This window comes from Vibrio sp. Vb0667 (genome assembly GCF_033391095.1).
Map to the genome: position 1 here is coordinate 250,874 of NZ_JAWPOL010000001.1, position 20,643 is coordinate 271,516.

The window sequence follows — 20,643 nt, forward strand, 5'->3', positions numbered from 1 at the left end:
ACGTAACTTTTCTAACCATCAAATACGTGATTGAGTTCTCATTTTTATATGAGTGAGAGGTTCAAGAGAAAACAGGCACTTACTGTAGAGAGTTGATTTGAAGGAAAAATATAAATTTTTTTGGGGAACTTTTTTGATGCTGCCTTTGAGACTTTTTTTGAATCTCAAAGGCAGGTTCTTACACTCGCGTTCAATTACAACGTGTTGAGGACATCCGCGAGTCGAGAGACAGCTGTCGTCAGTTCTTCTGGTGTAGCATTGGTAAAGTTAAGACGCAGAGCGGCTTTTACCTTTGAACCTTCTGGATAAAAGACCGGGCTCGGCACTACGGCAACCCAGTTTGCGAGAAGGTTTTTCGCCAGTTCGAAGGTGTCGCATTCTGGAATCTCGACCCAAACGAACATCCCACCATCGACGGGTTTGAGTACGCAACTTTCTGGCAGCTGTTTTTGCAGCTCAGCAAACATGACATCGTAACGTGATTTGTAAAGCGCACAGATGGTTGAAATGTGCGTTTCGAAGTTGTCATGTTGCAGCAGACCATGCAGCAAAGCTTGCATAGGAATACTAGAGTGCAGATCGGCACCTTGTTTAATTTTGATGAGTGGCTCAAGGTAGCTGCTTTTGCCCGTAACTACACCAATACGCAAGCCTGGTGAAGCTATTTTGGAGAAAGAGCGCAATACGATGGAGTGCTGTGGGCAGAAGTCCGAAACCAGTGGAAGCGCTTCACCAGAAAAACGCAGCTCGCGGTATGGCGCGTCTTCGATGAATGCCACGTCGTATTGTATACAAAGCTCGGCAACTTTTTGGCGAGTCTCTAGCGCCCAGCATACGCCCGTTGGGTTGTGAAAATCGGGTACGGCGTAGAACATTTTTGGTTGCTGCGTGGCAAAGCATTGTTCGAGTTCTTCTAGGTTTGGGCCACACTCGGTTTGTGAAACGGTCACGATGTTGGCTTGCACTAGACCGAATACTTGCATAGCACCAAGGTAGCTCGGTGCTTCCATCACCACTTTATCGCCCGGATTTACGTACGCACGCGCAATCAAATCTAGCCCTTGCTGAGAGCCCGTTGTGATCATAGCCAAATGAGATTCCGGCAGCTGGTAATAATCGGTCAAAAAGTTAAGTAGCGGGGCGTAGCCTGCTGTTGCGCCATATTGAAACACCTCTGGCATATTAGCGAGGTTTTCGAGCGTCGGTTTCATTAAGTCGATCGGGAAGGTTTTTTCGTCCGGTAAGCCACCTGCAAGAGAAATGACGTTCTTATCGCTCGCTGCTGCGAGGATTTCTCGGATGTAGGATGACTTAGTTTGTTGTAATGACTGTGCGATTTCCATGTGCTGTGCTTCTCGTAATTGTCTTTTTTATGTCAGAAATAGTATAGGTAAATTGCCAAGCTTGGTGTGTCCATTTATGCTGTTAAACATGTCCATTTATGCTATTTAAGCGAAAATTTACTCCGTGAGCCACCAACAAGTTTCTAGGATCAATGACGTGCTGTTTTACATTCACCAGGACATTAGCAGAGATTTATCGGCTAAAGAGCTAGCAGATGTAGCAGCCTATTCTGAACAGCACTTCCATCGTATTTTTAAAGATGTGGTAGGGGAGTCTGTCCATCAATATATCCGTCGCACAAGAATGGAATACGCCGCCAATCAACTGATGTTTGATACCAGCTCGTCGGTGTTAGACATTGCTAACAAGTGCGGCTTTAGCTCGGTATCTTCTTTTAGCCGAGCATTTAAAGCAACGTTCGCTATGTCTCCTGGCGCGTGGCGAAAGCATGATTTACAAGTCGCAGAAAAGCCGTATCTAAAAGATCCGGAAGTGGCTGCGGGTTATCATCGGGTTGCTAAACGCGAGTTGCCAGAACCTAAAATTATGGAGGTTCCACAACGCTTTGCGGCTTATGTGCGACATGAGGGTTATAGCCGTTCTATTCGCAATGCGTGGCTGATTTTGAAGGCGTGGGCAAGCTCTGAGAATCGGGACTTTTCGGTTCAATACGGTTTGCATCACTCCAACCCCGCTTGGGTTGAGCTCGATAAGTGTCGCTATGTGGCTTGTATGGCGATTGATAAGCCGCTTAAAGTACGCGGTGTCGTGAATCAAATGACGATTCCGGGTGGTTTGCATGCTGTTTTTCGCTTAACAGGGGTATATGGAGAGCTTCTTCCTCAATTGAGTATGGTGTTAGAAAAGTGGTTGCCGAATTCAGGCTTTAAGCAGCGTTCTACTCCCGCTTATGTTCACTATCATAAAAACCATTTCCTCAGCCATGATGAGGCGTTTGAGCTGGACTTCTATCTGCCCATCAGCTTTTTCTAACTGGAGTATTTATTTACTATCCGTAAGGAAGAAAATGCTAAGCTCTATATGGTGATTTTTTACAAATAATTGAAAATTAAATGAACATCGATCATGTAAAGCTATTTGTCCGTTTGGCTTCGACACACAACATCAGCATGGCTGGTCAGGAGCTTGGACTTTCTCCTGCTGTCGCTAGCGCACACATCAATAAACTTGAGGACAGCTTAGGAGTTCGTTTAGTTCATCGCACCACACGCAAAGTTTCCTTAACTGAAGAGGGGTAGGCATTTTTACCTCACGCGGAGGAGGTCCTTGCAACAGTGGAGGCAGCAAGGGGAGCTGTTGGCTCAGGGCAGAGCGCGCCAACGGGAGTATTACGTATAACCGCCTCTGCAACTTTTGGTCGCTTGCATATTGTGCCCGCATTAAAAGGTTTTATGGCGCGTTACCCAGGGTTAACCGTGGACTGCCGATTTTCTGATTCCATTATGGATCTGGTTGAGGGAGGTTTTGATGTCGCCATTCGTGTCGCTGAGTTGAAAGATTCTTCATTGGTCGCAAGAAAGCTTGCGCCAGATCGTCGTATTATCGTTGCATCACCAGATTATATTGAACAATTTGGGAGACCCAACAAGCCCCAAGACTTGACGAATCATGAGTGTATTAACTTAGTTGGAATGAATAATTGGTCATTCAATACAAAAGATGGAATGTTCAATGTAAGAACTTCTGGTCGTTTTAAAACCGATAATGGTGATGCGATGAGAGACGCGACGGTAAACGGGTTAGGTATTTCTATCAACTCGGTTTGGAGTGTTTATCAAGAATTACAAAGTGGTCAGCTAGTGGAAGTACTCGAAGATCACCCTTTAGCGATGGATGCTGGGATTTGGGCTGTGTACCCAAGCTCTCGTTTAATTGCGCCTAAGGTGCGTGCCTTTATTGATTACTTTGCTGAATACTATGGCACGCCACCTTATTGGGAGTTTGCGGAAAAGTGATAACAAGTTTCACTTATCGAATACATTGTTTTTAAGGTCCGAATAAAAACGAACCTCAAGATAATTCTTAATTGTTATTAATAGAGTTTGCTTAAGATTAATTCAATAGTATCAATTATCTGCTGTGTTTTGCTTTGATCTAATGCATCAGGGTGTGGGGGCGCGAATGCTTCAATGTCATTATCGAAGTACATACCATGCGCTTGAGCAAACTCTTCTGATAGCGCAGCGCGAGTTAGAATATCTGCCCCTAAGCGGATATCACCACCAGCAACCCCATAAGCATCTTTAACCATCTTACTACCTAGGAATGATTTTGGGTTTACTGATACCAACATAGGGCCAGTGTTCTTAAGCTTTAGTCCGATTGCTCGTGACCACATCGTTAATGCCAATTTGCTTTGGGCATATGCTTCGCCATCTGACAATGGTTTGTTACCGAGTAAAGCGCTAGTGTTCACTGTTGTTTGTGCAGCTGAAGACAAATTAACCACACGACCCGTATCTCCGAGCAACGGCAATAGCTCTCTAGTGAGTAAGTAGGGAGCAATGGTGTTGACTGCGAAGCGTACATCAAGACCCTCTTTAGTTCTTGGATTTGGTGTTGCGTACACACCAGCATTGTTAATGATGACGTCTAAATGATTGAACCGTTCTGTTATCTCCATCACTATCTGTTTTACCGCATTGGGAGAGGATAAATCAGCAACAAGGCTTTCAACTTTACCACTTTTCATCTCCCTCAAACTTTGCTCAACTTGTTGAACTTTCTCTATATTCCGGCCATGGATTATTACGTGTTGTTCACGGTTAATTAACATTTTCGCGGTTTCTAAACCAATACCGTCAGTAGATCCAGTAACTAGAATTGTCTTTCGCATGATCGCTCTCATTGTTGAGGGTTATTATAGAACGATCATAGTGGCATCTATTGCATTCGACTATTGAGACTAAAAAGAAAACACTTTCTAGGAAAAATTGAAAATAACTTTGTTGTTCTTTTTGTGGGCGGTGCGACGAATTAACGTCTCATTAGATGCTACGGTTATACATGTGGTGCTCGAAAATTAGGCACTAGTTTGTACTCAAATAATAGCCAAGAGGTCTCTATGTTAGGTGAAAATCACTCATTAACTCATGAATTCCCAGAACATTTGGATACCATTACTCAGCTTACCGAAAACGATGCATCATTTGCTGAAACCGTTAAAAACTACAATGCTTTAGATAAGGAAATCCGCGTACTAGAACTTCAAGGAAGCCCGATTGATGATCACGAAATGAACGTGTTAAAACATAACCGGGCTGAGCTCAAAGACTGGCTCCACTCGCGAATAATGGGTTCTTAGTGACGAAATGATCATCGGCTCGTAAATTGCGGGCCGATTTTAGTTCCAATGGACGATGCCAGTGTGCAAACATTAGGATTGCTGAGCAGGAGCTTGGAGTGGCAGGTGGCCTGTTTTTACCCAAATGACCGTTTCTTGCTCTACAAAAGGAAAGTGCTCACTCATATGTGGACTGCGTATCCAAGAGTAGGGAGGATAGGTTCCTAGCTCGTCTTTAAATTCCCCCGATAACACAAAAATTTCTTCACCACCAAAGTGACGGTGTGGTTGAAACTTCTCGCCTTTCGGCCATTTAACCAATGCGACATGTTCATGCTCAAAATCATGCAATGGCATGACTTTCAGCCCACCGATGCCAGGTAACCAATTCGCTTCGTTCGTGTTGATGCGAACTGTTTCAAGATCATCAGAATTGAATTGATTTAGTTTAACTAAAATCACACAGCCTTCTTTGCTAAATGGTGCGTGTTGACTTCCTGGAGGGTTACGAAGGTAAGTGCCGGCAGGGTAGTCACCGTATTCGTCAGAGAACACTCCTTCGAGCACTAATATTTCTTCTCCGTGAGGATGAGGATGAGTCGAAAAGTGCGAATTTGGCTCGTATTTAACGACGCTGGTGGTGTGCCCTGATTCTTTGGCTTCTCGTTCCAAAGGTTTACGCCACACACCTTTGGAAGGGCTGGCGATCCATTCCTGTTGAGCAGTATCTATCACGATTCTTTTTGAAAAATCCATATTCAACATATTGAAATTCCGTTACTTATTTAATTACTAATTCTCATTAGTATACGTTTAAAAAACATCAATTGATTCATTTGTTGATAGCCTAATTCATGGATTGAGTACGAACAGGAAATCGGAACCTAATTTAAATTTCTGCTTGTGTAATGAGAATTGTTATATTATAACATCGCAAAATTAAATGTTATAACATAACAAAAAGGAAAAAGTAGTGAATAAGAAATTGGTGTCTCTCGTGATCGGTAGCATTTTTGCATCCCCTGTTTTTGCCGACACACTATCGAACCCACAGATTGGTGTTGTTGTTGATGGCTACTACCAAGATGGCCAACGTCATAATTCTGAGCGCGAAGAAGGCTTTGGTCTAGGCCATACGGAATTAAACTTCTCATCGAATATCGACGACAAGTTTTACGGTGCATTGACCGCGGTTCTTGAAAGTCACGGTGATGAGACAGAATTAGAGCTTGAAGAGGCATTCATCGAAACTTTGGCATTGCCATATGGTGTAAATGTGCGCGCTGGCCGATTCCTATCTGACTTTGGTTACCTGAACAACCAACACATGCACACCGATAGCTTTGTCGAGCGTCCAATTGCTTATCGTACTTTCCTTGGCTCGCACTACTACGATGATGGTGTACGTGCAAACATCGTGTTGCCAACCGACCTTTACGTAAAATTTGGTGTAGAAGCGCTTAGTGGTAGCAAAATGTCTTCTGTCGAAGATGGTTCTGAAGTTGGCGTGTACACCACGACGCTGAAGCTTGGGAATGACTTCTCCGAATCTTCAAGTTGGCAGTTTGGTTTAAGTTACCTGCGCAACGAAAACGGCAAGGTTAAAGAATTCGAAGATCACGACCACGGTCATGAAGAAGAGCATGATCACGATCACCATCATGGCGCAGCAGTGACAGGTGCGAACCTTTACGGGGCTGATTTTGTTTGGAAATGGGCACCAGACGGTAATTACAAATACAGCAACTTCACGCTATCGGCTGAATACATGCTGCTAGACGGTGTGGTAGACAGTAAATATAAAAACGATGCAGAGTCACCAGACAACTTAAGCGCCTACTATGTTTCGGGCGTTTATCGCTTCAACCCAAGCTGGTCAGCAGGTCTACGTTACGGCGAAGCAGAAAGCTACGATGGTCATGCACACGGCGACCACATGCATTTTACTGAGCTGAATGATAAAGAAATGGATGCGATGATCGCATGGGATTCTTCTCATTTCGGTACTATCCGTGCGCAATACACTCGCATTGATAACCAAGACAGTGAGACAGACAACGTGTTCACTCTGCAATACGTGATGACATTTGGAGCGCACGGTGCTCATGCGTTCTAAGCTGACATTGAATAAATGCAGCTTGGTGATGATGGCAGCAGGAGCTGCCATCATCTCTTCGCCTGCTTTGGCTCTAAACATTTTCGTTTGTGAGCCAGAATGGAAAGCCTTTCTTGAAAGCCACGCGCCAGATGCCAGTATTTATTCAGCGACAACGGCTAAGCAAGACCCACATTACGTGCAAGCTCGTCCTTCTTTGATTGCGAAGATGCGCCAAGCGGACATGGCAATGTGTTCGGGCGCAGAGCTAGAGGTGGGGTGGTTACCTATGCTGCAAGTTCGTAGCAGCAATGCGGCGGTGCAAAATGGTGCGCCGAGCATGATCTACGCGACGGACTTCGTGCGCATGTTAGATACTCATGCTCACGTTGACCGTAGCATGGGAGATATACACGCTCACGGTAACCCACATGTTCAATTTGCGGCAAATGACATGATTCCATTATCTCGTAAAGTCACGGAGCGCCTAAAAGCGATTGATCCCGACAACGCACAAAGTTACCAAGTGAATGGTATGAAGTTTCGTGCTCATTGGCGTAAAAAGCTTAAAGAATGGAATGAGAAAGGGGCTGCTTTAAAGGGTAAGCAAGTTGTCGGTTATCACGCGACGTATCGTTATTTGTACGATTGGCTCGGAATGAAGCAGATTGCCGATCTCGAACCTAAACCGGGCATTTCACCGACCACATCTCACCTGCAATCACTCACCAAGTTAAATGCCGACAGTTTTGATGCGATTGTTTACTCCTCTCATCAGGATCAGCGTCCAGCGAACTGGTTGCAAGATCATACTGACAAACCTGTGATTCAACTGCCATTGACCGTTTCTGAGGGTGAAAGCTTGGATGAGATGTACGATCAGGTCATTGATGATTTACTGGATGTGTTAGTGCCGCCCGTTCCTGTGAAGATCTAAGCCATGGCTGATTATGCATGGCTTTTACCTGCGGTTTTTTGTGGTTTAATTGCGTTGGTTGGCAACATCGTACTGGGGCAGCAAGTTCTTAATCGTCAGATCATCTTTATAGATTTGGCGGTGGCGCAAGTCGCGGCATTGGGGGCAGCACTAAGCCACTACTGGTTGAGCCAATACGCGCTGTTCTCAGGCTCATTCTTTGGCGAAATGATTGGCCCTTGGGTGATGTCTTTGATGCTTTGCGGTTTGATTGCCTTAATGGAGAAACGATACCAGCAACATTTAGAGCCTATGATTGGCAGCTTGTTTGTCGTGTCTGCATCGCTGGCGATCCTGCTGGTGAGCAAAGACCCACACGGCGGAGACTTTATTCAAGGCATTCTTAATGGGCAACTGTTATGGGCGACTTGGGCAGACGTTTGGCCTTTGGCACTCATTACCGCTGCGATGTTGCTATTAGTTTGGTTAAAACCTGCGTTTATGCGCGGTAGTGGTTTTTATCTGATCTTTGCTATTCTGATGCCCATTACGGTCAAGTTAACCGGCATTTATTTAGAATTTGCTTTGTTGGTGATTCCAGCTTTATGTGCGGCAGCATTGAAGGGAACTCGATTCTTTGTCGCCAGTATCAGCATTGGTATTGTTGGGATCTTATCGGGTATTGCCGCATCGGCTCGCTATGACTTACCGAGTGGTGCGAGTATTGTGATCACCCTGTTTATTGCTGGCATGTTGTTTAATCTCTTGCTTCAGCCTTTTCTGGTGAAAATAACAAAACCAGCTTTTGTAAGAGATTAAGAGACAAGTAATATTGGTCTGATGAAGTAGTATTTGATTAATCAGACCAATACTTTTCTATCCAAGTCCTCCAATCGCGTAACTTTGCGCCTTCCAACACACTTTCTTACGTTGATCTTGCCATAGTCATCAAGTTGCCTTGATTAGTTCACATCCGACTCCCAGACTGTTTCTATAGTTTTTATAAGATATAAAAGACCCTGCGTATGAGAAGCGCAGTTGTAACGCGACTAGGCATAAAAACAAATAACGCTAGGGATACAAGCGAATTTGTAATCTCAACATTTAAGGAAGACCAAGATGAAACCGGAAAAAGTAGCAGTAGTCACTGGTGCGGCTCGTGGTATTGGCCAAGCGATTTGTGAACAATTACTGGAGGATGGATTCCACGTAATCGGGCTAGATATATCGCCCGTGGAATGGAGCCAGTCGGCGCAGCTAAGCAGTTATCAAGTCAACTTGTGTGATGCCAAAGCCGTCAGTGAAGTAGTAGAAAGTGTTGTAGAGCAGCACGGAAGAATCGATGCTCTGGTTAACAACGCGGGCATCACTCGAGATGCACTGTTGCCAGACATGTTAGAGCAAGACTGGGACAGCGTGATCGACGTGAACCTAAAAGCGGTGTTCTTACTCACCCAGCGCGTTGCTCCTGTCATGCTAGAGCAGGGTACAGGCAGTATTGTTAGCATTTCTTCTATAGTGGGAACGGATGGTAATATCGGCCAGAGCAACTACGGCGCAAGTAAAGGCGGCGTCATCTCAATGAGCAAAGGCTGGGCGAAAGAACTTTCAAGAAAGGGTGCACAGATACGCGTCAACTGTGTCGCACCAGGCTTTATCGCCACCGACATGACCAAGAACCTGCCAGAGAAAGTCATTCAAATGATGGAAGGCAAAACCCCATTAGGGCGCATGGGCTCAGTTCAAGATATTGCCAGTGGCGTCTCTTTCCTAACCTCAGACAAGAGCGCCTACATCACAGGCCAAGTGCTCAAGATTGACGGTGGGCTGGTGTTATAGCTCGCTAATCAAAATCTAAAATAAAAATGCCTTTTACTTATGTAAAGGGCTTTTTTGTTTGAGGAACCCGACTTATGTGAGTACTACTAATAGAAAGCTTCGATTTCGCTTCGAGTTGAGTTTTTGAAGCAAAAGGCCAATACGTTTGAATAGCGTCGGGCGTCTCCTCTTAAACACTGCATTCCCTAAAGCACAGTATTCCCAAAAGAAAAGCCCACCGAAAAGCGGGCTTTGCTCTCTTTTAGTAACGAGAAGAATAACTAGTAGCTCGCTTGAATGCTGACACCGCTATAGTTTGAGTAACCTTGAATCATGACGTGATAACGTCCACTTTGTGTCGCACTGACCGTACATGTTTCATTGTTACCGTATTTGAAAGGTCGGCAGTCCCATGCATTCAGTGCTGGTTTTGCTCCAAAACGGAGATACAAATCCGCATCACCACTTCCACCATACATTTGTACGGTTAAACGCTGCCCAGCTTCTACATCAACATAGTAATACGCTACTTGACCAGTTGAACCACTTAAACCACTTACTGGCACGCCCGAGGTTAATTTGCCTTCTGGGTCCGGTGTTGGGTCTGGGCCACCGCAGTCTTGGCCACAATCTGCATCCGTTAAGCTATAAAGTAGCTTGTTCACGCTGCCTCTTGTGTCCGTCACTTTTCCGCTAGTTGCGCGGCTAACGATCAAGGCCTCTACTTGGCTTGGAGACAGTGAACTGTTTTCTTGAAGATACAATGCTGCTACACCCGCCACATGTGGCGTCGCCATCGAAGTGCCACTAATGGTTTTGTAGCCACCGTCATACCATGCAGATTTGATTTGTGAACCTGGCGCAAATACATCCACACAACTGCCCCAGTTTGAAAAACTCGAACGTGCATCCGTGCTAGTGGTCGATCCGACAGTTACTCCGGAAGCAACGCGTGCTGGAGAATAGTTACACGCATCGGCGTTGGAGTTACCTGCTGCTAGCATAAAGCTGACACCTGACTGAACCGCACTTTGCACCGCACTATCCAGAGCGACGGATTGACCGCCGCCTAAACTCATGTTGGCGACTGAAGGTCCGGAAGCGTTCGCAGCCACCCAGTCCACACCGGCAATAACACCAGAAGTAGAACCCGATCCGGTACAGCTCAATACTCTCACGCCGACAAGGTTGACGTTTTTCGCAACACCATACAAGCTGCCGCCAATGGTGCCCGCTACGTGTGTGCCGTGTCCATTACAGTCACTTGCATCTGCATCGTTATCGACAAAGTCATACCCTGAAACTGAGCGACCACCGAACTCAACATGCGCGTTATTCACACCAGTATCGATAACATAAGCCGTTACCCCAGTCCCATCAAAGTTGGCACTGTAGTTGTTATCGAGTGGCAAGTTTCGTTGGTCGATTCGGTCTAGTCCCCAAATGGCATTGGTTTGATTTGCGTCTGCCGAGACTATTGGGTCAAGCGATAGGATTCTGTCTTGCTCAATGTAGTCCACACGAGGATCAGAACGCAGATCTTTTAGTTGATCAGGACTCAAGTTAGCGACAAATCCACTGATCGAGTGGTCAAAGACCGACTCCACTTTTACCGAATACAAACCAGACATGCGGTCTACGGATTGTTGCGTGAATTGCTCGAATTCCGTTGAGTTGCTCGCCATTATTTGCGGTTGTTGAAATACCACTATGTAGCGATCTGCAATGGCGATCTCGTCCGGTGCGAGCATTAATGTGGCTGGTAATATGTCCGGAGCTTGTTGTAACTCTGTACTGTCCACAATCTCATTGGATTGCGAAAAAGCGAGAGAAGAATGAAAACAGAGCGCGGAGGTGATACAACAACTTAGTAGTTTCTTTAACATAAAATGTTCCTTGAAATCATAGTCTTGTTGATTTTTACCTAGTACCAAACTGTCAACACGAAAACACAGACAATCAGCGTAGTACGTGCTGAAGTGACGTTACACAAGTCAAACTAGACAATGAGCAATTATATGCATAACTGATAATAATTCGCATACTCAGAAACATGATCAATAACCAAGCTTTATTGAAATTGAAATGCAAAGATTCATTTAGACTTAGGGCAAAACCCCTAAAATAGAATAATTCTACACACCTGGCATATTGCCTGTTATATGACCTCATCTTACCGATAATTTACGCAATAAAAACCTAACTATCCTTTCATTGGTCACAACTCAAATCGGTTGATAGATGTTAATATAGCCACCTGATTTCTGATGTTTTTTAACTCATGGTTACTATCCAAGTTCAATGTCGTTTCTGTAATAAAACCAGAGCCCGTTCGTGAACATGGAAAGGGCATTCTGGCTTTCCTCGCTCCAGATGTATCGAGTGTCGAAAGAGCTTTAACTTGATTAAGTTTACGAAGCCCGCAAGCCAGATGTAAAAGAAAAAATTGTTGATATGTCAATGAATAGCTCTGGCGTTAGGGAAACAGTACAAGTGTTGAATGTCGCATACAACACGGTATTGAGCACTTTAAAAAATCTCGCGCCAAGGTAAGTAACCTCAATGCCTTTCGATAAAGCAAATATAAGACTAATTTGTAAACTTGAAAGGCTAGCTGTATTGGTTGAGGAATATGAGGAAAACACTTCCCCATTTAAGAACTGAAACACACCTTTGCCCCTTTATTGGTGTCGTCAAAAAGCCTACGGTCATAGTTAGCCGAGTTTTGCACAAATATTGCTAATGTGAAGAGGCAAAGATTTTTCATTAAAAGGTGGTTTTGAATTGATATCGTCTTTGTACCAAGGCTATTTAGGGATTAAAGACCATCAAACATTCTGTAAATGTGCACAGAGCTTGTCTTTTTAGTTAAAATACCTAAGAAATCAAGCATATTGCATAGCAAAACAATTCACTTGCTTACTGTGTGATCTATGCACTGTTGGTAAAATGTACTTTTGAAATGAAAGTATATGATATGCCAATAGAATTCCCTAAGCCGAAACGGTTAACAAGTGCTGGATATGCCCCAGTTAAGGAGGATACCCCTCTCGCTCCCCCAACTCCAACCCCAGCGCTCGAACCTGAGCCTGTAGCAGGGTTTGAGTGCCGTATTAAGATCTATGCACCAAAGTCCGATCTCTCTAGCCTGAAATTAGGTGTCTTCTCTCTTAGTAAATCTGATAATGAGGAGAGCATTAAACGCTGGCACTCTGAAGAGGCGTTAGACTCGGCAAAGTATACCGTGCTCACAGGAGAGTGCCATGTCGAAGAATCAAAAAAGCTGACTCATGAGTTTCATCAGAATTTTGGCATCAGCACATCCTTTGACGTTACGCCAAGATCTGTCGGCTCAGGGTACTTTAATGCTGAGTTTATCCCCTTGTTGCCATCTCTAGAGAGCGAGTCTAAATTAGGTTGGTCTTTGCATGGCTTCTATTACTACTTCTACGAAGGTAAGTTGTTGTATGAACTCGATATACTAGGAGACGGCAAGTGGGGTTGGCATATTACTCAATCTTCATCTGATGGCATATCTAACACCCTCGCAAGCAATCAGATTTTTAATTCTCTACTGGTTCCAGTGAAAATTGAAGGAAAAGAACCAGGGAAACAACACATACTCTATTCCCGTGCTAAGTTGACCAACGAACAACTGGGCGAAGTGAGTATGGCTTGGCTCGACGAAAATGCGACACTGATTGATACGGCTCTTCTTGTTTCTTCTTTACAACAGCATCTTCTACCAAGAGAAACACCTTCTGATATCAACGATACCGCTGCCAAAGAAATTCAAACCCATAAAGTGAATATGAAGGATAATGGACAGCATGAAAGTTGGAGTGACATTGCAGGGTATTACGACCTTAGCCCGAAAGAACTCCTCAAATTAAACTCATCATTCGAACAAGATCCGATGGCTTTGAGAGCTGGCGATGTTCTTATTGTTGAAAAATCGGATGTTGTCGATGAAGCTCAAGAAACCAAAGAATCTCCCTCACCGTTAACGGAGATAAAAGTTGGCGAGAGCTATGTATTAGGTAATACATGGGGGAAGTACAATCAGCCACTGCTTTCTCCGTCAATGAAACACATCTTTGAGCTTCAAGGTGTTTCTCAGACAACACCAGTCCTCAATGTAAAAAAAGTCGAAGAAAAAGTACTACGGATTGGGGTTTTCTTTGATGGAACTGGGCAAAACCATCTGAATGATCTCTACAAAGAAACACGTGGAGTAAAATCACGCACTAATGTGGCACGGCTATTTGAAATTTACCCATTAGATGATGATACCAATAAAATTTATATTGCAGGGGTCGGGACTGTGGATGGAGCGTGGCAAACCCCAGCCTTGATAGATGAAGGAAAAGATGAGGTCGATCTAGCTCAGGCGTTTGGTGTCAGCCCCAATAATTTAGAGAAAACATGGACGTTCATTGATAGGGCTTATAACCTTGTCGCTGACGATACTGGGGCATTTTATAAGTGGCAAAATTGGACAAAACAATTTTATGGAATTATCACTGATTTGATCCGCCAGCAAAAATACCAAGCTATAACACATATTGAGTTCGATGTATTTGGTTTTAGTCGCGGAGCGGCTTTAGCTCGTCACTTTGTTAATGCCGTTAAAGATGGGTTACCTGATTATAATAAGCCGCGTGATGGAGAGTCATTCGGTGAAGTTTTCCCAAACTTATTAACACACCAAAATGATATCAGTAGCCAGCTTAAACATGGTTATTATCCTGACGAGACACGTACCTGTAGTGTTCGCTTTGTTGGGTTGTTCGATACCGTAGGCTCGTTCTATCTAGCAGGAAACAACGATGAAGGCAATTTTGAACTAGGACTTGATACTAGTTGTGCGGAGCGTGTATTCCAGATAAGCGCCCATCACGAATACAGGAAAAACTTCCCTCTAACGTCACTGCTACCTAGCGATAGCATTCTACCTTCTAACTTTTATGAGGAGGTGTTTGCTGGCTGTCACACAGACATTGGTGGCGGTTATCCTTCAAAAGAGCAGTATGCAAAGCAAGGTTTACCTGAAAGGTATGGAATGCCTCTGTCTGCAACTTATAATCGTGAGTTAATAAAAACAGAATCCATAAGGGAAGATATACAAGCACAACAGAATGTTTATGGAGCCGCCGCATACAGTGAGCGCCTACACAAGCAAGCTCAAGATGCTTGGAATTTGGAATGCAGAACTAAGGGTATATATGGTGTTGTGACACTGGTGAATGGCATCCTTTATTATTACGAGTTACAGCCTATTAGCAATGCTCTTTCGGCTTTGCCATTAGAAAGAATGAAACAGCAGGCAGAGGTTGCAGGTGTTAATTGGGATGACGAAAAGCTCGCCTATCAACAAGATTTTAGTCAATTGACAGGAAATGATGTGGCTTTAAAAACCTTGAATGAAAAGTTATTAGCTCAACCGTTAGGAAGCATTGCACCAACACATTGGCAGGGTGAGATTAGCCAGTATGGAAAGGAATGGATACATCGGCCTCATGATGCACTAATCAACGCGGGGTGTGAGACTGCTATGGACAATCTTGTTAACGCGGTAACGAAAGAAGGAAACCAACTCAAACGAGTGGTATTTGATAATGAAGTATAGATTTTTAATTGCTGTAAGCATGTGCTTTTTGCTTAATGGTTGCTTTGAGAGTAAGCCAGTTTCAGTTGCGAGCATTGGCAATGCAGGGTCTTTAAGCGGTCCTCATTTTATTCGTGATATGTGGGTCAGTGATATATATGGTGGAGGTGCAAACTTTGCGTATGGGAGCGTTCAGGGCTGTTGTGCTAGCGCAAGCATTGGCATTGGTATCCCTAGCGCCATAAAAGGTAAATGGGAAAATGGAGTTGGTGGCGGCTCATCCCGTGAAAAGTGGCAAAAGCGTTGGAAGCCCGAATGGGGTAATTTCGATGAGAATTATGATACTAAATGGTTTCGAATTGATGATGCGATAGATAGTGAGCTTGCCAAGAAAAAAATTGAAACAATGAACCATTACTACAAGAACCATCATGCAAACCCAGTCATGAAGCTTCTTGTAAATAATGATAGGGTCTTACTTTTGTACGCTTACGGCTGTACTCCAGAAATAAACGATGACTGCACGGTCAGAGAGGGAGCAGACCCTAATGGATGGGTTCAAGTAGCACCGTATAGCAAGCATAAGAACTCAACTGTGGTTGTTCTTTATGAAGGCAGAGGTGAGGTCTCAGACAAACCATTTACGGATAATACACCTTAGTCATTGAAACTGCCGATTTTCCATGCCTTAACCTGTACAACCTTAGCCCACGTTCATCTAACCTAACAGTGGGCTTTTTCACTTTGTCATACATGTAGTTATTTATGGTTTGCTAATGTTTGCTTTTCCGAAACTCATTTTTGTCCAAAAAAGTGTTTCGTTAGCTTGAATTAGAACAACAAAGCGCTCTTCACAGAAAATGAAGGTCGTTTATCTCGTCTTAACAGCCTTTCAAGTTGTTTGAAATGAGGTATCGAGATCCGCTTCGCTCTTAGTTACGTTCAACCTTAGCTGCTACTTTTCATCAATAAATAGAGATGAGTTACCATCAAGTAGCATAGGGAAGCGAGGGAGTATTCTCTCAAATGAACATTAAACTCCTTCTTTGTAGCCTGTCACCTTCAAACTACTTCCTCTAGCGCTAACAATTAATTCAAATGTGCGCTGGTTAATGATTTTTCTGTAAGTAACACAATTGAACGTGATAGAAGTAACAAAATGGCCTCTTAAAGGTAACGTTCCCGAAAAGTTTATATACTATCGCCCTCATTGATATAAGTAGTAGAGACGCTCTGAGTACGAGCGCTCTGAAATTCAGGCTTTAGATGGACATTTAAAGTCACCATAAGTTTGCGATTTTTCCTTGGGAACGTTTGCAATATGCCTAAGTATAAATTTACGTGAGACTATGGAAATGAAACTACACACTTTGACGATGGCAGTAGCGCTTGGAATGGTTACTGCACCTGCATTCGCAGCAACAGATGTTGACGCTCTTGAAAAGCGAATTAATGAATTAGAACAGAGACTTGAGCAGACAGAAAAAGCATCCACAGAAGCAAATGAGAAAGCCTCAAGCTTTGAGTTTCATGGCTACGCTCGTTCCGGGCTACTGATTAATGACGATCTGAATGGTGCAGTGGGTACTGGTCCTTACATGACGGCAGCTGGTGCTATTGGCGCTCCAGTTGGGCGATTAGGGGTAGAGGATGATCATTATGTGGAAGCAAACCTTATTCACAAACGTTTTGCAGATGATGGTTCCAGCGCATTGTTCCGAATCATGTTGGCAGATAGTACGGAAACCAATAACGAATGGACGGCGAGCGAGAGTCAATTAAACGTTCGTCAGATATATGCTGAGCTAAACAAGTTGAGTATGTTCTCTGAATCAAGAGCTTTTGCTGACGCGACGTTTTGGGCTGGTAAACGATTTGACCGTGATAACTTTGACATTCACTTCTTTGACTCGGATATTGTTTTCTTATCTGGTACTGGTGCTGGTGTGTATGACGTCCAAATGAGCGATTCGTGGAAAGCAAACTTCTCGATCTATGGTCGTGATTTTGGTGAGATTGATAGCTCGTCAACAGATGTTGAAAACTATATCGCGACAATGAACAACCGCTTCGGTAATTGGCAATTGATGCTGAGCGGCATGACGTCTGCTGATAACAATGATCGCGTAGAAGGCGGAGCGGACAAAGGTTTACATGCGATGTTTGCTTACCATGGCGATAACTTCTTTGGCATGAGTGAAGGCTTCTCTAAAACCGGTATTTTGATGGGTGATGGACTGGGTGCGGAACTTAAAGGCATCGGTTCAAACGGAGATTTGTTAGAAGACGCAAAAGCCGTACGCTTGTTCAGCTATGGTGTAACACGCATCGGCGACAACTGGCGTGTAGCACCTGCGTTGCTAGCAGAACACAGCCAAGATCGCTTTGCTAAAAATGATGAATTTACGTGGGCATCGTTCAACATCCGCTTAGCGCAAGAGTTTACGCAGAACTTTGAGATGGTTTATGAAGGCTCATACCAATACATGGACCTAGACAATGCGATTGATAAAGCAAGTGGCAGTTTTTACAAAGCGACAATTGCACCAACGCTTAAGATGTCTACCGCTGCAGGTTTCTTTGACCGTCCGGAGCTACGTTTTGCAGTTAGCTACGTTGATTGGAGCGAAGACTTGAATGGCTACTCGATTAGCCAGGATGCGGGTGCTGCAACGATGGGTGATGGTGGTGAAGTTCTGTTTGCACTGCAAATGGAAACTTGGTTCTAAAGGGATCTAACCGACAAAGAGTAATAAGAAAAGCGCCAACTGATTTCAGTTGGCGCTTTTTCATTAACAGGACTGACGCTCAATTGTTTTGAATGTTAGTACCATCTTACTCATTTCAAAACTTCTGTTGGCAATTCTATCTAGTAGCAGTTTCGCACCATTTTCACCCGCTTTATCAAATGCATAGTTAAATGTTGATAAGGTTGGGGTGCACACTGATGCGAGCTCATCATCACCAACTCCTAGAACTAAAACGTCTTTACCCGGTGTTAACCCGAGCTCTTGAATCGCTCTCATCGCACCGATAGCAATACGGTCTGTCGCACAGAACAAGCCATCTAGCTTAGGGTTCTTTGTTAAGTGTTGTTTTGCCAATGAATAGCCAGAATCGATGGTAAAGTCACCACGAGCATGGAAGGCGATCTCAAAACCATGATGCTGTAGCGCTTGAACAAATCCTTCAGAGCGTTGCTTATCTACCGCGATATCGTCACCTTGCACACCAATAAAACCAATGGTTTGGCAACCTTTTGCAACCAGTCTATTTCCCGCTTCAAACCCTACTCGTGCGTCATCATGAATGATGCTTGGAATATTAAACATGGAACCATCTTGACCGACGAGCACAACTGGAACGGCTGAGTTTTGAATTGCTTTTACCAGTTTGGAATCGAGGTGGGTGGCGTAAAGAATGATCCCTTCAACCCGTTTTTGGTTAAAGATCTGAATGTACTCCAGTTCTTTTTCGTGGGCTTGGTGAGTGCTAGCAAGTAAGACATGTTTCCCGGCTTTTTCAAGGACATCGGTTAATCCATCGACACCTTGGGATGTGGCATGAGAGGAAACCCGAGGAACAATGACACCAACCAGATTGGTCTTTTGAGATTTTAGATCTTTAGCGACTTGGTTCGGCACATAGCCACACTCCGCTACTGCTTGGCGGACCTTCTGTTTTGTCGCTTCTTTTACGCCATACTCATCGTTTATAACCCGTGACACTGTTGATTTTGATACGCCAGCCAGACGGGCGACATCATGCAGACTCGCCATTGTTCCTATCCATTCTGTTTTTCGTTTTTGGGATTGTTTGCAAAGAGAAGATGAAAAGCTCTTTGATAAGTAGCGATTCTAACCTCCTATACTGCTCTTAGGGAGAGAATTTGACGATCATTCTCACATTCTCTCTGCTTTATCTTTGATCATTTGGTTTTATTGAGCAAAAATCTTTTTTGCAAACGTTCCCGAAAATATCGCAAGCTCAGATAATAATCCAATGGGGTATGAAATGAATTATCCGGCAGTAGCAAAAGAGTTGTTAACTCTATTAGGTGGTAAAAGCAACATCACCGCACTTGCGCATTGTGCGACACGCTTACGCCTTGCCGTTGCAGATGAGCAAAAAATAGATGAACAAGCGATTGATAACCTTGAAGGGGTCAAAGGGCAGTTCAAAGTTGCGGGTCAGTACCAAATCATTTTTGGATCAGGCATCGTAAACCAAGTTTATGCAGAAATGGCGAAGTTGACGGGTATGAGTGAAATGTCCACCAACGACGTTGCGTCTGCTGGCGCAGAGAAACAAAACATCGTTCAGCGCGCGGTGAAAGGGCTGTCTGATATTTTCGTCCCAATCATTCCCGCAATCGTCGCTGGCGGTTTGTTGATGGGTATCTATAACCTATTGACTGCTCAAGGTTTGTTTATTGATGGCAAATCTTTGATTGATGCCAACCCAGGACTGACAGACTTGGCGAACATGATCAACACGTTTGCGAACGCTCCGTTTGTTTACCTGCCTATTTTACTGGCATTTTCAGCCAGTAAGAAGTTTGGCGGCAACCCATATTTAGGGGCAGCGCTAGGTATGTTGATGGTTCACCCTGACTTGCTGAATGGTTGGGGATTCGGCGGCGCATCTGTGTCTGGCAACATTCCGGTTTGGAATATTCTTGGTTTTGAAATCCAAAAAGTGGGTTACCAAGGTTCAGTGTTACCAGTTTTGGTATCGGCATTCATTCTTGCGAAGGTTGAGCTAGGCTTACGTAAAGTCATACCTTCTGTTTTAGACAACCTTTTAACGCCATTACTGGCGATTTTCATAGCGGGTTTGCTGACGTTTACTGTCGTCGGTCCGTTCACGCGTGATATCGGTTTCCTATTGGGTGATGGTCTGAACTGGCTATACAACACTGCTGGCTTTGTTGGTGGTGCGGTATTTGGTCTTATTTATGCTCCGTTTGTTATTACTGGTATGCATCACAGCTTCATTGCGATTGAAACTCAACTTCTTGCGGATATTGCGACGACGGGCGGCACCTTTATCTTTCCTATTGCGGCGATGTCTAACGTTTCTCAAGGAGCGGCAGCGTTGGCGGTGGGCGTGATGAGCAAAGATAAGAAGATGAAAGGTATTGCGATTCCATCGGGTGTTACGGGTTTGCTGGGTATTACAGAACCGGCTATGTTTGGTGTTAACTTAAAACTACGTTACCCATTTATTGCGGCAGTTTGCGCTGCGGCGTTATCAAGTGCGTTCATCACAATGTTTAATGTGAAAGCTCAGGCATTGGGCGCAGCTGGTCTTCCAGGCATCATTTCCATTACGCCAGAGAAGATTGGGTACTACATCGCGGGTATGGTGATCGCGTTCTTGACCGCATTTGTTCTCACCATTGTTCTAGGTATGCGTGACCGCGCTAAAGCCGGTAGAAAAGCAGCGGCTTAATCTGAACTCCTTAGGGGTGGAGTCCCCCAAAATCCACTTCTTTTCCTAAATGTTTGGGGTGCTAGCCAAGCACTAATGGCTTGGCTAGCCTTTTTCAATTTTTA

General features: G+C 44.2%; 15 protein-coding genes and 2 pseudogenes. 12 read left to right on the forward strand and 5 right to left on the reverse strand.

Annotated elements, in window-relative coordinates; genetic code table 11:
* Positions 1-194 precede the first annotated feature (194 nt).
* Complete coding sequence (locus tag R8269_RS01180) at positions 195-1,343, reverse strand: PLP-dependent aminotransferase family protein (RefSeq protein WP_017819834.1); 1,149 nt, start codon at positions 1,341-1,343, stop codon at positions 195-197.
* A 124-nt stretch (positions 1,344-1,467) separates the two neighbouring features.
* Here R8269_RS01180 and R8269_RS01185 point away from each other — a divergent pair, with 124 nt between their 5' ends.
* Both R8269_RS01185 and R8269_RS01190 read left to right on the forward strand, forming a co-directional pair.
* Positions 1,468-2,337, forward strand: coding sequence for an AraC family transcriptional regulator (locus R8269_RS01185; RefSeq protein WP_005387011.1), 870 nt, complete (start codon positions 1,468-1,470; stop codon positions 2,335-2,337).
* Between the two features lie 80 nt (positions 2,338-2,417).
* Positions 2,418-3,320, forward strand: a pseudogene (locus R8269_RS01190) (LysR family transcriptional regulator).
* A 77-nt stretch (positions 3,321-3,397) separates the two neighbouring features.
* On the opposite strand, the gene R8269_RS01195 reads toward R8269_RS01190, so the two are convergent.
* Positions 3,398-4,201, reverse strand: coding sequence for an SDR family NAD(P)-dependent oxidoreductase (locus R8269_RS01195; protein WP_025767963.1), 804 nt, complete (start codon positions 4,199-4,201; stop codon positions 3,398-3,400).
* A gap of 228 nt (positions 4,202-4,429) precedes the next feature.
* Here R8269_RS01195 and R8269_RS01200 point away from each other — a divergent pair, with 228 nt between their 5' ends.
* Complete coding sequence (locus tag R8269_RS01200) at positions 4,430-4,669, forward strand: YdcH family protein (protein WP_005373737.1); 240 nt, start codon at positions 4,430-4,432, stop codon at positions 4,667-4,669.
* Between the two features lie 72 nt (positions 4,670-4,741).
* Here the strand turns inward: R8269_RS01200 and R8269_RS01205 are convergent, their stop codons facing one another.
* Complete coding sequence (locus R8269_RS01205; RefSeq protein WP_213910126.1) at positions 4,742-5,413, reverse strand: cupin domain-containing protein; 672 nt, start codon at positions 5,411-5,413, stop codon at positions 4,742-4,744.
* Positions 5,414-5,621: 208 nt separating this feature from the next.
* On the opposite strand from R8269_RS01205, the gene R8269_RS01210 reads away from it, so the two are divergent.
* The 4 genes from R8269_RS01210 (at position 5,622) to fabG (ending at position 9,498) form a co-directional block, all read left to right on the forward strand.
* Complete coding sequence (locus R8269_RS01210; protein ID WP_054577734.1) at positions 5,622-6,764, forward strand: hypothetical protein; 1,143 nt, start codon at positions 5,622-5,624, stop codon at positions 6,762-6,764.
* Positions 6,754-7,680: a metal ABC transporter solute-binding protein, Zn/Mn family gene (locus R8269_RS01215; RefSeq protein ID WP_269665180.1), complete on the forward strand. Its 927-nt coding sequence runs from the start codon at positions 6,754-6,756 to the stop codon at positions 7,678-7,680. Before R8269_RS01210 ends, R8269_RS01215 begins: the two co-directional genes overlap by 11 nt.
* A 3-nt stretch (positions 7,681-7,683) precedes the next feature.
* Complete coding sequence (locus R8269_RS01220; protein WP_130546403.1) at positions 7,684-8,478, forward strand: metal ABC transporter permease; 795 nt, start codon at positions 7,684-7,686, stop codon at positions 8,476-8,478.
* Positions 8,479-8,778: 300 nt separating this feature from the next.
* Entirely contained in the window at positions 8,779-9,498 is a 720-nt protein-coding gene (gene fabG / locus R8269_RS01225; RefSeq protein ID WP_005373724.1) for a 3-oxoacyl-ACP reductase FabG, read from the forward strand.
* Positions 9,499-9,758: 260 nt separating this feature from the next.
* Here fabG and R8269_RS01230 read toward each other — a convergent pair whose 3' ends face one another.
* Positions 9,759-11,363 (reverse strand): S8 family peptidase, encoded by a 1,605-nt coding sequence (locus R8269_RS01230; RefSeq protein ID WP_005373722.1) that lies wholly within the window; start codon positions 11,361-11,363, stop codon positions 9,759-9,761.
* A 395-nt stretch (positions 11,364-11,758) separates the two neighbouring features.
* Here R8269_RS01230 and R8269_RS01235 point away from each other — a divergent pair.
* The 4 genes and pseudogenes from R8269_RS01235 to R8269_RS01250 form a co-directional block, all read left to right on the forward strand.
* Positions 11,759-12,027, forward strand: a pseudogene (locus R8269_RS01235) (transposase); the annotation flags it as partial.
* A gap of 412 nt (positions 12,028-12,439) precedes the next feature.
* The gene (locus R8269_RS01240) at positions 12,440-15,106 is read left to right on the forward strand and encodes a DUF2235 domain-containing protein (protein ID WP_318222431.1); all 2,667 of its coding nucleotides are present in this window, start codon (positions 12,440-12,442) and stop codon (positions 15,104-15,106) included.
* On the forward strand, positions 15,096-15,746 hold the full coding sequence (locus tag R8269_RS01245) for a hypothetical protein (protein WP_005373718.1): 651 nt from the start codon (positions 15,096-15,098) through the stop codon (positions 15,744-15,746). Before R8269_RS01240 ends, R8269_RS01245 begins: the two co-directional genes overlap by 11 nt.
* 694 nt (positions 15,747-16,440) lie before the next feature.
* Complete coding sequence (locus tag R8269_RS01250) at positions 16,441-17,814, forward strand: carbohydrate porin (RefSeq protein ID WP_031777226.1); 1,374 nt, start codon at positions 16,441-16,443, stop codon at positions 17,812-17,814.
* A 63-nt stretch (positions 17,815-17,877) separates the two neighbouring features.
* Here R8269_RS01250 and R8269_RS01255 read toward each other — a convergent pair whose 3' ends face one another.
* Entirely contained in the window at positions 17,878-18,864 is a 987-nt protein-coding gene (locus R8269_RS01255; protein ID WP_318222432.1) for a LacI family DNA-binding transcriptional regulator, read from the reverse strand.
* Positions 18,865-19,099: 235 nt separating this feature from the next.
* Between R8269_RS01255 and R8269_RS01260 the strand changes: the two genes are divergently transcribed.
* Positions 19,100-20,539 carry a sucrose-specific PTS transporter subunit IIBC gene (locus R8269_RS01260; protein WP_031778838.1) on the forward strand — a complete coding sequence of 480 codons (1,440 nt, stop codon included), beginning with the start codon at positions 19,100-19,102 and terminating at the stop codon, positions 20,537-20,539.
* Positions 20,540-20,643 lie beyond the last annotated feature (104 nt).

Coding starts and splice junctions, on each gene's coding strand:
- R8269_RS01250 (WP_031777226.1), top strand. CDS start 16,441: ATGAAACTACACACTTTGACGATGGCAGTAGCGCTTGGAATGGTTACT.
- R8269_RS01260 (WP_031778838.1), top strand. CDS start 19,100: ATGAATTATCCGGCAGTAGCAAAAGAGTTGTTAACTCTATTAGGTGGT.
- R8269_RS01230 (WP_005373722.1), bottom strand. CDS start 11,363: ATGTTAAAGAAACTACTAAGTTGTTGTATCACCTCCGCGCTCTGTTTT.
- R8269_RS01195 (WP_025767963.1), bottom strand. CDS start 4,201: ATGCGAAAGACAATTCTAGTTACTGGATCTACTGACGGTATTGGTTTA.
- R8269_RS01255 (WP_318222432.1), bottom strand. CDS start 18,864: ATGGCGAGTCTGCATGATGTCGCCCGTCTGGCTGGCGTATCAAAATCA.
- R8269_RS01220 (WP_130546403.1), top strand. CDS start 7,684: ATGGCTGATTATGCATGGCTTTTACCTGCGGTTTTTTGTGGTTTAATT.
- R8269_RS01240 (WP_318222431.1), top strand. CDS start 12,440: ATGAAAGTATATGATATGCCAATAGAATTCCCTAAGCCGAAACGGTTA.
- R8269_RS01180 (WP_017819834.1), bottom strand. CDS start 1,343: ATGGAAATCGCACAGTCATTACAACAAACTAAGTCATCCTACATCCGA.
- fabG (WP_005373724.1), top strand. CDS start 8,779: ATGAAACCGGAAAAAGTAGCAGTAGTCACTGGTGCGGCTCGTGGTATT.
- R8269_RS01205 (WP_213910126.1), bottom strand. CDS start 5,413: ATGTTGAATATGGATTTTTCAAAAAGAATCGTGATAGATACTGCTCAA.
- R8269_RS01215 (WP_269665180.1), top strand. CDS start 6,754: ATGCGTTCTAAGCTGACATTGAATAAATGCAGCTTGGTGATGATGGCA.
- R8269_RS01245 (WP_005373718.1), top strand. CDS start 15,096: ATGAAGTATAGATTTTTAATTGCTGTAAGCATGTGCTTTTTGCTTAAT.
- R8269_RS01200 (WP_005373737.1), top strand. CDS start 4,430: ATGTTAGGTGAAAATCACTCATTAACTCATGAATTCCCAGAACATTTG.